Here is a 14,065-nt window from a genome sequence, read left to right on the forward strand (position 1 = left end):
TTTCACTTTCATTTTCAATTTCTTTTAATGATCCGATTCAAAATCAAAACCATATAAGGTTGCAAAATAGTCCTCAGGGCGCTCTGCACGGCGGATTTGGCGGGCTTTGCCTTCTTCGGTATAGAGGATTTCTGCCGAGCGTAGTTTGGCATTGTACTGGTAACCCATGGAGAATCCATGTGCACCTGTATCATGAATCACTAGCAAATCACCGATTTCTGTATGAGGCAGTTCGCGCTTCACCGCAAATTTATCATTGTTTTCACAGAGTGAACCGACCACGTCTACCACCTCAACAGCTCCGTCTGGATGAGTCAGATTAGTGATATGGTGGTAGGCCCCATACATGGCTGGACGCATGAGGTTGACTGCTGAGGCGTCCACGCCCAGATAGGTACGGTAAGTTTTTTTCTTATGAGTGACTCTTGTAACCAGAACTCCGTGAGGTGCCAACATAAAGCGCCCCAATTCAGTGAAAATTTTGACCTGACCAAGACCTGCTGGCGTAAGGACTTCTTCATAAACCTTACGCACACCCTCACCAATCATCGCAATATCATTTGGCTCCTGGTCTGGGCGATAGTTGACACCAATTCCGCCAGAAAGGTTAATAAAGTCCAGTGAAATGCCCAATTTTTCTTTGATTTCCACAGCTAATTCAAAGAGCTGACGAGCCAACTCTGGGTAGTAGAGATGGGTCACGGTATTGGATGCTAGGAAGGAATGAATCCCAAAAGTCTTGGCTCCTTTTTCCTTTAAAACTGTAAAGGCTTCAAAAAGCTGGTCCTTGGTCATCCCAAACTTGGCCTCCCCAGGATTGTCCATGATATCTGTTCCTAGCTCAAAAACGCCTCCAGGATTGTAACGGCAAGAGATGATTTCTGGAATGCCTGCCACTCGCTCCAGATGTTCAATGTCTTCAAAGGCATCCAAGTTAATGGTCGCACCTAATTCATGGGCATAAGCGTAGTCTTGGTCTGGCGTATTGTTTGATGAGAACATGATCTCAGGACCTGCAAATCCAAGTTTATGACTCATCAGGAGCTCTACATAACTAGAACAGTCCACACCACAACCTTCCTCTTGGAGGATTTTCAAGATGGCTGGGGTTGGGGTGGCCTTGACTGCAAAATATTCCTTAAAGCCCTCGTTCCAGGAAAAAGCTTGGTTGACCGCTCTTGCTTTTTCGCGAATTCCCTTCTCGTCATATAAGTGAAAGGGAGTCGGGAACTCTGCAACAATCGTTTCCAAATCTTCACGGCTGATAAATGGTGTTTTCATAAGCGTCCTTCTATTCTGTTTGCAAAGAAAGGCTGGGACAATCGTTCCAACCTTTAGTTCTATCTCTTATTTGTCTTCGTCAAAGATATTGCCAATCTCGACATCGATGGATTGGTTCTTGACATCAATATTGGTTACTTTCAAGAGTGACTTGTAATCAAACTGCTTTTCACGTTCTTCTTGGGCATTGTCTGCAAAGACTGCAACACCAGCCAACTCTGAATCAAACTCACGCAAGAGACTAATCATCCCGTTGACAGTTCCGCCACCTTTCAAGAAGTCATCCACGATCAAGACACGACTGCCTGCCTTGAGGCTGCGTTTTGAAAGGAACATTTTCTCAATACGGTCACCACTTGAACCTGATACATAGTTGACACTGACCGTTGAACCTTCGGTAATTTTTAAGTCACGACGCACAATGACAAATGGAACATTGAGGACATTGGCAACTGCATTTGCAAGCGGAACACCTTTTGTTGCTACTGTCATAACGGCATCGATTTTTTGGTCCATAAAGCTCTTGGCAATGATACGACCAATATTTTTCAAAATGGTAGGTGTACTGAGCAAATCAGACAGGTAGATATAGCCACCTGGCAAGATACGATCGCTTTCTGAAAGTTTGTCACGCAAGTCTGCGATCATTTCTTTAGCTTCATGGCTAGAGATGGATGGTGTAAAGATAACGCCACCACCTGCCCCAGTCACTGTCTGGATATGGCCGATTTCGATTTCCTCAAAGGCACGCTTGATAATCACGATGTCCTCTGAGATGGATGATTTAGCTGATTCGTACTTTTCTGCAAAGGTGTTGAGACTGGTTAGTTTGTATGGATTATTAATCAAATAGTTGGAAATGACAACCATTCGATCACTTCTTCTTAATTTCATTTTTATTTACCATTCCATTTAATTTTGATATTTTATCCATTATACCACATTCACATAAAAAAACGAACATTATTGTGTAAAAAATGCTCGTTTTTCTTAATTTATTAATCTAAATCTGGTTTATAGAAGGAACGATTGTCCATGGCGAAGATTTTGTTGGTCATTTCTCCTTTTTCCACCAAAGCAAGAGCTGTTGTCATCATCATCATACTAGCATCGAGATTATCGATCATATGAATAATCTCTGCCTCCATAATGCGTGGACGGACAGGACTACCATATTCTAGAAGACCATGATGACTGAGAATGACATGGCGCAGTAGCACCACTTCTTCTCTGGTATCATCGATGCCAAGCTCCATGACTGCCTTAGTGATTTCACTATCGATTAGGGCGATATGACCGATGAGATTGCCTCGCACTGTGTACTCCGTCTGATCAGGACCGCTGAGTTCTAGAACCTTGGCCAAGTCGTGCAACATAATCCCGGCATAGAGCAAGCTTTTATTAAGCTGAGGATAGATATCGCTAATGGCATCTGCCAAGCGCACCATGGTTGCCGTGTGAAAAGCCAAACCCGTTTCAAAGGCATGGTGGTTGGTTTTTGCAGCTGGATAGGAGTAGAATTCCTTATCATATTTGGTGTAGAGACTACGAACGATACGTTGCCAGACAGGATTTTCAATCTTGAAAATCATTTGTGACATATAGTCACGGATTTCCTTGATATCGACTGGTGACTTGACCTTGAAATTAGCTGGATCGTTGGGTTCGCCAGGCTGAGGTAAGCGAAGGGTGATTTGATTGACTTGAGGAGTATTGTTGTAAACTTCTCTGCGCCCTTGCATGTGGACCACTTTCCCTGCGGTAAAGGCCTCAACGTTATGAGGCTGGGCATCCCAGAGTTTTCCTTCAATCTCGCCACTATCGTCTTGGAAGGTAAAGGCTAGGTAGTTTTTCCCAGCTCGTGTCTGTCTCAGGTCAGCTGATTTAATCAGGTAAAAGCCTTCAAATAGCTCATCTTTTTTCATGTGACTAATCTTCATATTCTTCCTCATTTTCTTGGAAATGGAGTAGATCAAGCGCAGGCTCACCTTCTGATAACTCAATGTGACGGAGCGTCCGCTCAATAGCTGTAGTGCGACGGTTTAATAATTCATCAATATTGCCAGAGGCATGTTGAAGATGTTTTTGTGCCTTAACCAAAATCCCCCCGAACTTGCCAAACTCAGTCTTAACGCTAGCAAGGGTCTTACTGATATGGTCGGCACTCTTTTGGATATTGAGAGTTTTGAAGCCAACCGATAGGGAGTTGAGCAGGGCCGATAGGGTACTTGGTCCTGCAACGATAATCTGCTCCTCCCGTCTCAAATCATCAAAGAAGATCGGATTGCGGACGATTTCTGAATAAAGACCTTCTGTCGGAACAAACAAGACTCCAAAATTGGTCGTCCGAGGCGGCGCTATATACTTGCTCTTGATATCCTTGGCGAAACGCTTAACACTTGCCAAGAGTGACTTGCGACAGCGTTCAATTTCGTCCTTGTCACCCGCTTCATAGGCTTCTTCTAAGCGGTAATAATCTGCCAGTGGAAACTTAGAGTCAATTGGTAGATAGACGTATTCCTGGTCGCCTTGCCCAGGCAACTTGATGGCGTATTCCACACGTTCACTGGAGTTTTCATCCGTTGCATATTCTCGTTCGTACTGGGCTGGTGTCATGATGTCTTCGATGATTTGCCCCAGTTGCAATTCTCCCAGAATCCCTCGCGTCTTGGTCCCAGAGAGAACCTTGTTGAGAGCACCAACATCGCGGGCAACTGTCTGCATCTCTCCAAGGCCACGATTGACAGACTCTAGTTGCTTGGAAACTGTCTCGAAGGAAGCCTGCAAGCGCGTCTGCAAGGTCTTTTCTAGTTTTTCCTCGACTGTTTGGCGCATTTGTTCTAGGCGTTGCTCATTTGATTCCTGCAAGGCTTGAAGACGTTGGTCGATCTTGTCTCTGGTTTGGAGGAGATTATCTGTCATTTCTTGACGGACTTGAGTCAAGCCTTGATGCAATTCCATTCGCACTTCCTGCAAGCGGTCACTGACAGCCACTTCCAAGTCTTTTTGGTCTAGTTGGCTAGCTTGTCTGGCTTGTTCAAAGCGGTAATCCAGTTGATCTGAAAGATTGTCTGCTTGATCCTCCAAGCTCTTGGCTAGGTACTTGTCTTGCTTATCCTGCCTTTGCCAAATGAGAAAGAGACCAGCTAGATTGGCAATTAATAATAGTAGTAATACAGTCTCCATCCTACCTCCTGTCCTTGCTATGCAGCACGACGACATAGCCATCTGGGCAAGTCACCGAAACTTCCCTATCTATATATTCGTTAGAAGCGTACACTTTTTTAAAGAAAAAATTTTCCTCAGTCAATTCGTACTTAGCTCCGATAATGGTCAACTGACTATCCCGAACTGGCATAAAAGCAAGATAGTCGTAGTCCGAGCGGGGTTCTAGCTGACTGGTCCCTTCTGGACAATAGGCAATCAAATTTTGCCCATCCTCAATCGCTATCTGGCGCATATAGGGTGCCAACTTGGGATTGCTAGGCAGAAAGACATTGGCCAGCATATGGTCAATACGACCACCCAAAGCACCGAAAATAGTCACCTGAGCCTGAGAATTTTGCTCAAAGATGGTCAAGAGAGCCAATTCCAGATCCGTATCATCCTTTTCTGGTCGGGCTTGAACAAAGTGCTGGGCACGTTTTTGAATCACCTGTCGCTCTTCTGCAGTGACAGAATCAAAATCTCCAACTGCTAGAGCCAGAGGCAGGTCTTCTTCCAAGATCCAGAGCGAACCGCGATCCACACCGACAAAGCAATCAAAATCCGTCCGATAATGACCGCGGTCTCCACCAGCAAAAACTGCAACTTTAGTCCAGTTGTTTTCTGAGCGTTTGCACTCGTTCATTGACATCTCCCTTAAAGACATAAGATCCTGCTACAAAAACTGTAGCACCAGCTTCTTTGGCTTGAGCAATGGTTTGATCATCAATCCCACCATCGACTTCAATCTCAAAGTTCAAGCCTTTTTCCTCACGAAGGGCAACCAACTCGCGTATCTTATCCATGGTCTCAGGTAGAAAGGCTTGTCCGCCGAAACCTGGGTTAACGGTCATGACCAATACTTGGTCAACTAAGTGAAGCACATGTTTAATCGCCTCAACAGGTGTTCCAGGGTTAATGACAACAGAAGGTTTGACACCTAGAGAACGAATCTTTTGAAGAGCACCATGGATATGAGGCGTTGCTTCGACATGAATGCTGATGATATCTGCACCTGCACGCGCAAAGTCCTCTAAATGATGCTCTGGATTAGCTACCATCAAGTGGCAGTCAAAGACCATCTTGCTATGAGGACGAAGACTTTCGACCACACCTGCGCCAAAGCTGATTTGTGGTACAAAGTGACCATCCATGATATCGATATGGGCATATTCTGCACCAGTTGCTTCTAGGCGTTTGATTTCACGTTCAAAGTTGGCATAATCTGCTGCCAGAATTGACGGAGCAATCTTGTATTGAGACATAGGTTTCTCCTTATTATGGAATTTTTTTGCTGACTTTTTTGTAGGTTTCTCTGCGATTTTCAATCTCACTGAGGAATTGGAGGTAATTGTCAAAACGGAAGCTGGCAATGATACCCTCCTCTACTGCTGGCTTGACTGCACAAGACGGCTCATGGGTATGGGTACAGGTACGGAATTTACAGTCTCGACTGACAGTGGCAATCTCTGGAAAAGCCTGATTGAGGTCTTCTGCTGTTGACACTTCATAATCCAGTGATGAAAATCCTGGCGTGTCCGCGATTTTACCACCATTGAGATTGTAAAAACTAACAGCTCGAGTGGTATGGCGACCACGACCTAGACTGTCTGAGATCTCTCCTGTTTCAAGATTGAGGTCCGGTGCGATTTTATTGAGGAGGGTTGATTTTCCAACACCTGTCTGTCCCATAAAGACCGTCACTTTTCCTGTCAACAAAGGCAAAAGTTCTTCTTTACTAGTCACAAAGTCGTAACCAATGGCACCGTAAGTCTGCTGATAAAAATCCAGTTCTCCTCTATCTTCCAGCAAGTCCATTTTAGAAATATAGACGATGGGATGGATGCCCTTGTGTTCCAAAAGAACCAAGAAACGATCCAACAAGTTGCTGTTGAAGTCCGGTTCCTTGACAGACATGATCACCACAGCTTGGTCAATATTGACAATAGGTGGACGGACCAGACTGTTTTTCCGTTCATGAATCTTGAGAATATAACCTTCGGAATTTTCCTCGGCAGAAAAATCTACCCAATCCCCAACATAAGGCGTGTGGCCTTTTTTACGGAAATTCCCACGCGCACGTGTCTGATAGACTTGGCCATCACTCTCTACATAGTAGAATCCTGCCAAGGCTTTAATAATTTGTCCCTGCATCTTAGAGTCCTTGTCCTTTAAGTGCATCTGAAAGGCTAGCAAATTCTGCTAAGCTAAGAGCTTCACCACGCACAGATGGAGATAAGCCTGCCTGGTCCAAAGCCTTGGTCAGCTTATCCTTGACTTCATCAGTTTTCCCAAAGTAGCCTGTTAAGTTGTTCCATAAGGTCTTGCGACGATGAGTGAAGCTAGCCTTGGAAACCTTAAAGAAAAAGTTCTCATCTTTTACTGCTACAGCAGGCTCTGGACGGCGCACCATTTTTAAAATGGTTGAGTCCACATTTGGGGCTGGCACAAAGACCGTACGAGGCACGATGAAGGCAACCTTGGCTGTCATGTAATATTGAACAGCAATCGACAAACTACCGTAAGCTTTGGTATTGGGCTGTGCTGAGATGCGATCCGCCACTTCTTTTTGCATCATGACGACAAACTCACTAAAAGGAATGCCACTCTCGATCAAGTGCATGAGAATAGGCGTTGTGATATAGTAGGGCAAGTTGGCTACCACTTTGATTGGCAGGTCTGGATTTTTGAAATTCTGGATATGCTGCGTCAAATCGACCTTGAGAATGTCCTCGTTGACTACAGTAACATTGTCAAAATCACGTAGGGTATCCGCTAGAATTGGCACCAAACGGTGGTCAATCTCAAAGGCCATGACTTGAGCTGCACGCTCAGCCAAAAATTCAGTCAAAGCACCAATCCCTGGACCAATTTCAATAACATTGACCTGATCGTCAATTTCAGCTGTATCCACGATCTTTTGAAGAATATTGGTATCCGTCAGGAAATTTTGCCCGAAGGACTTTTTAAAGGTAAAACCGTGACGTTCCAGCACTGCCTTGGTCACGCTATAATCTGCAATTCTCATCTATTCTCTTTTCTAATATAGTAAGCTTCTGGAGTATAATGATAAAGCAAAACTAATAAGGGTGTTCCATCAAATCCTTCCACCATCTCTTTTAGGAGTGCATCTGGATGAATGATTTCTCGTGTTTTGGTGAAATAAACTCCGTGTTCCCCGTTTCTATTACGAAGTTCCCAGACAACATTATTCCCTTGGACAGAAGGTAGGTAACGTTCCAATTCTAGAAAATCAAAAAAATCTTTCACCGTCATGTCTTCCGGAACTTCAAATTCTACCTTGTGAGGTAACACATCATCCCCCATACAGACAGAATCTCTATCAACTCGGATTTTCATTTTGCTCTCTCCTTATAAGTTTCTATTTGAACGCTATCAAAATAAATCTAAGTACCTCTATTGTAACACATTCTCCATGCATTTTGAGGTCTGCTCAACTATTATCATAAGATTTCATCACCTCTTCCACTTCTGCCAAGGTCACTCCAAACAGAGTTAGATATCTGAATTTCTTTTCACTATTGAAGCAGTCCATGGAATTTATTTTTCTCATCCTTTATGGATTGTCTCTTGAGAAAGTCAGGTGCTCAAGCAAAGAATAGAGTTTTTCTTGCTCCTCTTCTTTGAAAGCAGGTGCATTTGCTTTTACTTCCTTGCATTTCTCGTCATATAAAAATCCTTCATAGCGATCTTCTGTAGATAAAGCTGTATAAACTTTGGTCATTTCTTCAGGACTAATCGAAAATTTTGACTTGATTTTATACAGATTTTTCATAAAAGTGCTGAGGTGATCATAGCGACGCATATCAACTTTGACATTGGTCACACGGATTGCCTGAACCTTGATACCTTTCCAATGTTTCCGCATATAAAGCGACAGCATCAACAAGGCCAGTTTATTTTGATAATAGGTCTTAGCAGGACTGTAATGTTTTTGACCAGATAAATTTTCAAAATCAAGTTTCATGAAAGGATAGAGTATCAGCCCTTGAGAAGAAATATTAATAATCCGACCACTCTCAGACTTTTCCAACAAACCTTTCAACAAGATAGACAGCAAGAAAGGGGCGGCAACATTGGTCGCAAATTGCTTTTCTAAACCATCCTTAGTCAGGATGGGCTTTTTGACTGACAAATCAAAGTCAGCTGCATTGTTAATTAGAACGTCTAGAAAGTCTTCTTTTTGAATATACTGTTCCGCTGCTTCCCTGACACTCTTCATATCAGATAGATCAACCAAGATATAATCTACATGTCGATTTCCTGTCTGTTGACGAATTTCCTCACAAGCTTTCTCCACAGCTTCTTCCCGTCTACAAAAGAGAGTTACCAACCATCCCTTTTCAGCTAATTGTTTAGCAACCTGATAACCAATACCACTATTGCCACCCGTAATAATCACTCTTTTCATTTCTGACTCCCTTGGACTGAATACTTAGCCATCACTTCTTCTACCTCTGCCAAGGTTATCCCAAATAACTCTAAGCGCTTGAGGAGTTGCTTGCCGTTGGAATAGCCGATGCGAAGCTGTTCGCCTAGATATTCTCTGCGTTTTCGGCTATCCGCTCCTGCTAGGAAACCAAGGCGAATCAAATCACTCCGACTAATGTCAAACTCGTTCTCATTTTCAAATTGTTCTGTCACCTGAGCCAGCGCTGTTTTCAGGTCCTCATAGCTAGCGTGTTCGATTCCCAGTGAACGCCCCTTGGTCTTGGACTTAGGAACCGCTTCATCTCGTTTGAGAAAGGCATGCTGAACTGTCGGAAGGGCCGTCATAATCATGCGACGAATCCGCTCCCCATTAAAATCTGGATCTGTAAAGACAATGACTCCATGCAATTCATGCAGGCGCTGAATGCGTTCTATATCCTGGTCATTGATGGCAGAACCTCGTGTTTCATAGGTCTCTACATCAAAGTAACGTTTGAGATTGGCTGTATCATCCCGTCCTTCGACTACGATGACTTGGGAAATTTTTTCTTTCATCACTTGCTGTCCAATCCAAAGATACGCTCTGCATTGGCACTTGTCACAGCAGCTAATTCTTCTGTCGTCATGCCACGCAAGTCAGCGATAAAGTCCACCACATAGCGAGTATAAGCTGTCTTGTTTTCGCGACCACGTTTAGGAACTGGTGCCAAGTAAGGCGCATCCGTTTCTACCAAAATCTTGTCCAAAGGAAGTTCCCTAGCAGCCTCTTGGATATCCGTTGCTTTCTTAAAAGTCACCACTCCTGAGAAAGAAATAGTCATACCAAGCTCGACAAACTTCTCAGCCCACTCAAGAGAACCTGAAAATGAATGCATAATCCCACCACGAGGACCAACTCCCTCGCTCTTGATAATCTCATAAGTATCTTCTAACGCATCACGGGTATGAACCACAAAAGGTAAATTCAAATCCTTGGATAACTGAATCTGACGGCGAAAAACCTGCTCCTGCACCTCCTTAGATGCTGTCATCCAGTGATAGTCCAATCCAATCTCACCCAAGGCAACAACTTTGGGATGTTTTAACTTTTCAAGCAAGTAAGCTTCGACCTCGTCTGTGTATGTCCCTGCTTCAGTCGGATGCCAGCCAATAGTTGCGTAGAGTTGCTCATACTCATCTACTAACTCCAAGGCGCGCTCTATAGTCGGCTTGTCAAAGCCAACAATATTCATCCGAGTCACACCCATCTCAGCAGCCAAGGCAAGTTCTTCATCTTCCCTTCCTGCAAATTCTTCTATATTTAAATGTGTATGCGTATCAAATATCATCTCTTCTAACCTCGTTTTCTTCCCTCTATTATACCAAAAAAGAGAAAGAGAGGTTAAGCCTTCTTTCTCCATTTTTTCTTTATTCTACATGTTTCGCTAGATCTTCTTGGGCTTTTTTGTTGGATTCGGCTTTTTCTTTTTGCCATTTTTCATAAAGCTCTTGATACTGTTTCGCAGTTACAGGATCCTTTTGCAACTCAACATACTTGTAGTTGTCCGCATCCCCTTTGTGTCCGACAAATGAGAAGGCTCCTGTGAACGGCACAGTCTTACGGAAGATTGGATTGGCTCCACCACTTTGAACGGGTAGGAAAAGAGCACTATCTGTTAGCCAAGCTTGAACTTCAGCAAATTTTTCATAGCGAGCCTGAGTATTTTCAACCTCATTCTCTGCCGCATCCAACAACTTCTTATAGGTAGATAGATCAATTTTTTCCTTGACATCATTGTCTTTTCCTGGGGTTAAACCAAGATTTTTTAACTGAGAACCAGATTCTGGATCCAAGAGGTCAAGATAGGTCTTAGGATCAGAGTAATCTCCGCTCCAGCCTGAAATGTCGATGTCATAGTCCTTTTGTTCAGCTGTATCAGCAAAGAAGGTTGCATTGTCTTTCTCGTCTGGAGACAATTGAATCACATCGATAACAATATTGTCTGATCCAAGTGTTTCTTCAACTGTCTGCTTGAAAGAACTTGCTTGCTGTACGTCTAACTTAGCAGTCTGGTCAACCAACATATCTAAATGGATAGGGAAGGCAACACCTTCTGCCTGCAAACTTTCTTTGGCTTTAGCGAATTCTGCCTTGGCTTTATCAGCATTCAAGAAGGCAGGTTGCGCGTCGTTCAGATTGATATTTGACCACTCTGTACCATAGTTGACTATCTTTTCATTGACAGCATCCCCGAAGTTTTTGCCTCCGATTTGAACAAAGTTGCTCGGTGTGACTGTGTTTCGAAGAATACGGTCAGCTCCATCTTCTCCATTTGTCTGCGCAGCGTAGGCATGACGGTCAAAGGCAAAGTTAATCGCCTGACGGAAATCTTTATTTTGCATAGCTAGACGTGAATCCGTCTTTTCTTTATCCGTCTGTTTCATGGTTTGATTGTAACTTTGACGGTTGACATTGAAAAGATAATAGAAGGTCACAGCGTTTTGAGGAGTATAAGTAATCTTATCCTCATTCCCTTTTTTCAGCTGGTCAAAGACAGAACTTGTCGGGAAGATACGTCCGTCTGTGTAGTTACCTTCTAAGAATCCTCGAGCCAAACTATCTTGGTCTGAACCATCATAGAAGGAAAGTTTTATCTTCTCAATCTTCACATTGTCCTTATCCCAGTAATTAGGGTTCTTTTCAAACTCAATTAAAGATTTTGATGTGAAAGACTTGAACAAGTATGGTCCATTGGACAGGATGCTAGAAGGCGTTACACTTCCAAAGTCATCTCCCTTGGATTTCAAAAAGGCTTCACTCACAGGGCTCAAAATCCCCCCGGTTGTCTTCGAATTCCAATAAGACTCCGGCTTGTTCAAGGTGTATTGAAGAGTATAATCATCCACAGCCTTGACTCCAACAGTCTCAAAGTCAGATGTTTTCCCCTCAACATAGTCTGCCAAACCTTTGATTGAGTCTTGGACCAAGTACAAGTTTTCAGCCTTTTTATCAGCTGCATACTTCAGACCGGTCACAAAGTCATGAGCTGTCACTTCAGCATATTCTTCTCCCTCAGAGGTATACCACTTAGCTCCTTGGCGGATTTTGTAGGTATAGGTCAAACCATCTTTTGATACTGTCCATGACTCTGCCATAGAAGGAACGAGGTTCCCGTACTTATCATTTTCCAACAAACCATCGATCAAGTTTGTCGTAATACTAGAGGTCGATCCACGTGTTGAAGTGATATAGTCTAATGTATCTGGGTTACTTGCAAATACATATGAGTAGGTTTTATCTGCAGCATTTGACTGCGTTGAGCCACAAGCTGCCATCAAAAAGCTTGCACTCAAAATTCCAGCCCCTAGTAGAAGGGCTTGTGATTTCTTCATATCTGTTCTCCATTTTTATAGTATATGAAATATTATACACTATTTCAGCAAAAATATAAAGTATTTTCAGACTGATATTATAGGAAAAAAGAAAAGCCAGTAGACTCGAGTTCCTACTGACTTCTTTGTTGAATTCGTTTGGATTAAGCAGCCAAAACTTTGCGTCCTTTACGACGACGAGCTGCCAATACGCGACGACCGTTTTTAGTTGACATACGGTTACGGAATCCGTGTTTGCGCGCACGACGAAGTTTACTTGGTTGATAAGTACGTTTCACGATGAATACCTCCTCATAGATTTTGTATTCGTTTAGCCGGCTATAAAGTGATCAGTTACTAAACATACTTTACTATTCTATCTGATTCTGCCACTTTTGTCAATAGCTCCAAGCAAATGTTTTCTAGCTTTTCCTATGAAAGCCCTATCTACGATACTGACTCAAGAAACGTGTCATCTTTTCTTGGATTTGTGCCAATTCATCTACACGAGGAAGGTAAACGATACGGAAATGATCTGGTTCCTTCCAGTTAAAACCGCGACCATGAACCAAGAGAACCTTTTCTTGTTTCAAGAAATTGAGAACAAACTGCTCATCATCATCGATGCGGTACATATTACGGTCAATTTTAGGGAAGATATAAAGACCCGCCTTAGGCTTGACCGCAGACAAACCTGGGATATCTTGGATAGCATTGTAAATGAAGTTTCTTTGCTCGTAAATCCGTCCACCAGGAAGGAGCAATTCATCCACTGACTGGTGACCTCCTAGCGAGGTTTGTACAACTTGCTGGGCCAAAACGTTGGAGCAAAGGCGCATATTTGACAGCATATTGAGCCCTTCGATATAGCCCTTAACATGAGTCTTAGGTCCAGATAAGACCATCCAGCCTACACGAAAACCTGCGATACGGTGAGATTTTGACAGACCATTCATGCTGACGCAGAAGACATCTGGAGCCAAACTTGCTACCGGTGTATGCACATGTCCGTCCATCACCATGCGATCATAGATTTCGTCCGCAAAGATGATCAAATCGTTTTGACGAGCAATCTCAATAATATCCAACAAGAGTTCCTTAGGATAAAGAGCTCCAGTTGGGTTATTTGGATTGATAAGGACAATAGCCTTGGTATTAGAGCTAATCTTAGATTTAATATCGTCCAAATCAGGGTACCATTCTGCTTCTTCATCACAGATATAGTGAACAGCATTTCCTCCAGCCAAGCTGACAGCAGCCGTCCAGAGAGGATAGTCTGGCATAGGTACCAAGACTTCATCACCGTTATCCAAAAGCCCTTGCATAGACATAACAATCAACTCACTGACACCGTTACCTAGATAGATGTCGTCGATGCCTACGTTTGGAAATTTTTTCAGTTGACAATACTGCATAATAGCCTTACGCGCCGAAAAAATACCCTTGGAATCAGAGTAACCTTCACTATCACGCGCATTCATAATCAAATCATGAATGACCTCATCAGGTGCTGTAAAACCAAATTCAGCAGGATTCCCTGTATTTAGACGCAAAATCTTTTCACCATTTGCGCGCATCCGCATGGCTTCTTCCAAAACCGGACCACGAATATCATAAGCCACATGCTCTAACTTACTAGACTTGTTAAATTCTTTCATCTTTTTTCCTCAATTCATCAGGATAGTAACATTATACCACTAGACAGGCCATGCGACAAGTTTTCAGAAATGAGTAAGCAAAAGAAAAGTCTCACTAAATGCGAAACCCTTCGGACATA

Annotated in this window: 15 protein-coding genes; all 15 read right to left on the reverse strand. The window is 43.2% G+C overall.

From position 1 onward, the window contains the following. Positions 1 to 24: 24 nt before the first annotated feature. Positions 25 to 1,281 carry a diaminopimelate decarboxylase gene (locus tag ADI74_RS06060; RefSeq protein WP_049537760.1) on the reverse strand — a complete coding sequence of 419 codons (1,257 nt, stop codon included), beginning with the start codon at positions 1,279 to 1,281 and terminating at the stop codon, positions 25 to 27. A 66-nt stretch (positions 1,282 to 1,347) separates the two neighbouring features. Continuing rightward, positions 1,348 to 2,175, reverse strand: coding sequence for a pur operon repressor (purR, locus tag ADI74_RS06065; RefSeq protein WP_049537761.1), 828 nt, complete (start codon positions 2,173 to 2,175; stop codon positions 1,348 to 1,350). Positions 2,176 to 2,279: 104 nt separating this feature from the next. Continuing rightward, entirely contained in the window at positions 2,280 to 3,221 is a 942-nt protein-coding gene (locus ADI74_RS06070; protein WP_049537764.1) for a 3'-5' exoribonuclease YhaM family protein, read from the reverse strand. Continuing rightward, on the reverse strand, positions 3,211 to 4,467 hold the full coding sequence (gene rmuC, locus ADI74_RS06075) for a DNA recombination protein RmuC (protein WP_049537766.1): 1,257 nt from the start codon (positions 4,465 to 4,467) through the stop codon (positions 3,211 to 3,213). The genes ADI74_RS06070 and rmuC overlap by 11 nt, the downstream gene beginning before the upstream one ends. 1 nt (position 4,468) lies before the next feature. Beyond that, positions 4,469 to 5,131 (reverse strand): thiamine diphosphokinase, encoded by a 663-nt coding sequence (locus ADI74_RS06080; RefSeq protein WP_049537768.1) that lies wholly within the window; start codon positions 5,129 to 5,131, stop codon positions 4,469 to 4,471. Next, positions 5,094 to 5,750 (reverse strand): ribulose-phosphate 3-epimerase, encoded by a 657-nt coding sequence (gene rpe, locus ADI74_RS06085; protein ID WP_049537769.1) that lies wholly within the window; start codon positions 5,748 to 5,750, stop codon positions 5,094 to 5,096. The genes ADI74_RS06080 and rpe overlap by 38 nt, the downstream gene beginning before the upstream one ends. A 13-nt stretch (positions 5,751 to 5,763) precedes the next feature. Continuing rightward, positions 5,764 to 6,639: a ribosome small subunit-dependent GTPase A gene (rsgA, locus tag ADI74_RS06090; RefSeq protein WP_049537770.1), complete on the reverse strand. Its 876-nt coding sequence runs from the start codon at positions 6,637 to 6,639 to the stop codon at positions 5,764 to 5,766. 1 nt (position 6,640) lies between these two features. Next, positions 6,641 to 7,513, reverse strand: a complete 873-nt coding sequence (rsmA, locus tag ADI74_RS06095) for a 16S rRNA (adenine(1518)-N(6)/adenine(1519)-N(6))-dimethyltransferase RsmA (protein ID WP_049537772.1) — start codon at positions 7,511 to 7,513, stop codon at positions 6,641 to 6,643. Next, the gene (locus tag ADI74_RS06100; RefSeq protein ID WP_049537773.1) at positions 7,510 to 7,845 is read right to left on the reverse strand and encodes a hypothetical protein; all 336 of its coding nucleotides are present in this window, start codon (positions 7,843 to 7,845) and stop codon (positions 7,510 to 7,512) included. The genes rsmA and ADI74_RS06100 overlap by 4 nt, the downstream gene beginning before the upstream one ends. A 217-nt stretch (positions 7,846 to 8,062) precedes the next feature. Continuing rightward, positions 8,063 to 8,917 (reverse strand): SDR family NAD(P)-dependent oxidoreductase, encoded by an 855-nt coding sequence (locus tag ADI74_RS06105; protein ID WP_049537775.1) that lies wholly within the window; start codon positions 8,915 to 8,917, stop codon positions 8,063 to 8,065. Further along, on the reverse strand, positions 8,914 to 9,492 hold the full coding sequence (rnmV, locus tag ADI74_RS06110) for a ribonuclease M5 (RefSeq protein ID WP_049537777.1): 579 nt from the start codon (positions 9,490 to 9,492) through the stop codon (positions 8,914 to 8,916). The genes ADI74_RS06105 and rnmV overlap by 4 nt, the downstream gene beginning before the upstream one ends. After that, positions 9,492 to 10,265, reverse strand: coding sequence for a TatD family hydrolase (locus ADI74_RS06115; protein ID WP_049537806.1), 774 nt, complete (start codon positions 10,263 to 10,265; stop codon positions 9,492 to 9,494). Before ADI74_RS06115 ends, rnmV begins: the two co-directional genes overlap by 1 nt. A 79-nt stretch (positions 10,266 to 10,344) precedes the next feature. Further along, positions 10,345 to 12,309 (reverse strand): peptide ABC transporter substrate-binding protein, encoded by a 1,965-nt coding sequence (locus ADI74_RS06120; RefSeq protein ID WP_049537778.1) that lies wholly within the window; start codon positions 12,307 to 12,309, stop codon positions 10,345 to 10,347. Positions 12,310 to 12,452: 143 nt separating this feature from the next. After that, complete coding sequence (gene rpmH / locus ADI74_RS06125; protein WP_000831905.1) at positions 12,453 to 12,587, reverse strand: 50S ribosomal protein L34; 135 nt, start codon at positions 12,585 to 12,587, stop codon at positions 12,453 to 12,455. A gap of 144 nt (positions 12,588 to 12,731) precedes the next feature. Next, entirely contained in the window at positions 12,732 to 13,946 is a 1,215-nt protein-coding gene (locus tag ADI74_RS06130; RefSeq protein ID WP_049537780.1) for a pyridoxal phosphate-dependent aminotransferase, read from the reverse strand. Positions 13,947 to 14,065 lie beyond the last annotated feature (119 nt).

Origin of the sequence: Streptococcus pseudopneumoniae (assembly GCF_001074565.1) — a bacterium.
In the GTDB taxonomy this organism is placed as follows: domain Bacteria; phylum Bacillota; class Bacilli; order Lactobacillales; family Streptococcaceae; genus Streptococcus; species Streptococcus pseudopneumoniae_J.

Coding starts and splice junctions, on each gene's coding strand:
- ADI74_RS06060 (WP_049537760.1), bottom strand. CDS start 1,281: ATGAAAACACCATTTATCAGCCGTGAAGATTTGGAAACGATTGTTGCA.
- purR (WP_049537761.1), bottom strand. CDS start 2,175: ATGAAATTAAGAAGAAGTGATCGAATGGTTGTCATTTCCAACTATTTG.
- ADI74_RS06070 (WP_049537764.1), bottom strand. CDS start 3,221: ATGAAGATTAGTCACATGAAAAAAGATGAGCTATTTGAAGGCTTTTAC.
- rmuC (WP_049537766.1), bottom strand. CDS start 4,467: ATGGAGACTGTATTACTACTATTATTAATTGCCAATCTAGCTGGTCTC.
- ADI74_RS06080 (WP_049537768.1), bottom strand. CDS start 5,131: ATGAACGAGTGCAAACGCTCAGAAAACAACTGGACTAAAGTTGCAGTT.
- rpe (WP_049537769.1), bottom strand. CDS start 5,750: ATGTCTCAATACAAGATTGCTCCGTCAATTCTGGCAGCAGATTATGCC.
- rsgA (WP_049537770.1), bottom strand. CDS start 6,639: ATGCAGGGACAAATTATTAAAGCCTTGGCAGGATTCTACTATGTAGAG.
- rsmA (WP_049537772.1), bottom strand. CDS start 7,513: ATGAGAATTGCAGATTATAGCGTGACCAAGGCAGTGCTGGAACGTCAC.
- ADI74_RS06100 (WP_049537773.1), bottom strand. CDS start 7,845: ATGAAAATCCGAGTTGATAGAGATTCTGTCTGTATGGGGGATGATGTG.
- ADI74_RS06105 (WP_049537775.1), bottom strand. CDS start 8,917: ATGAAAAGAGTGATTATTACGGGTGGCAATAGTGGTATTGGTTATCAG.
- rnmV (WP_049537777.1), bottom strand. CDS start 9,492: ATGAAAGAAAAAATTTCCCAAGTCATCGTAGTCGAAGGACGGGATGAT.
- ADI74_RS06115 (WP_049537806.1), bottom strand. CDS start 10,265: ATGATATTTGATACGCATACACATTTAAATATAGAAGAATTTGCAGGA.
- ADI74_RS06120 (WP_049537778.1), bottom strand. CDS start 12,309: ATGAAGAAATCACAAGCCCTTCTACTAGGGGCTGGAATTTTGAGTGCA.
- ADI74_RS06130 (WP_049537780.1), bottom strand. CDS start 13,946: ATGAAAGAATTTAACAAGTCTAGTAAGTTAGAGCATGTGGCTTATGAT.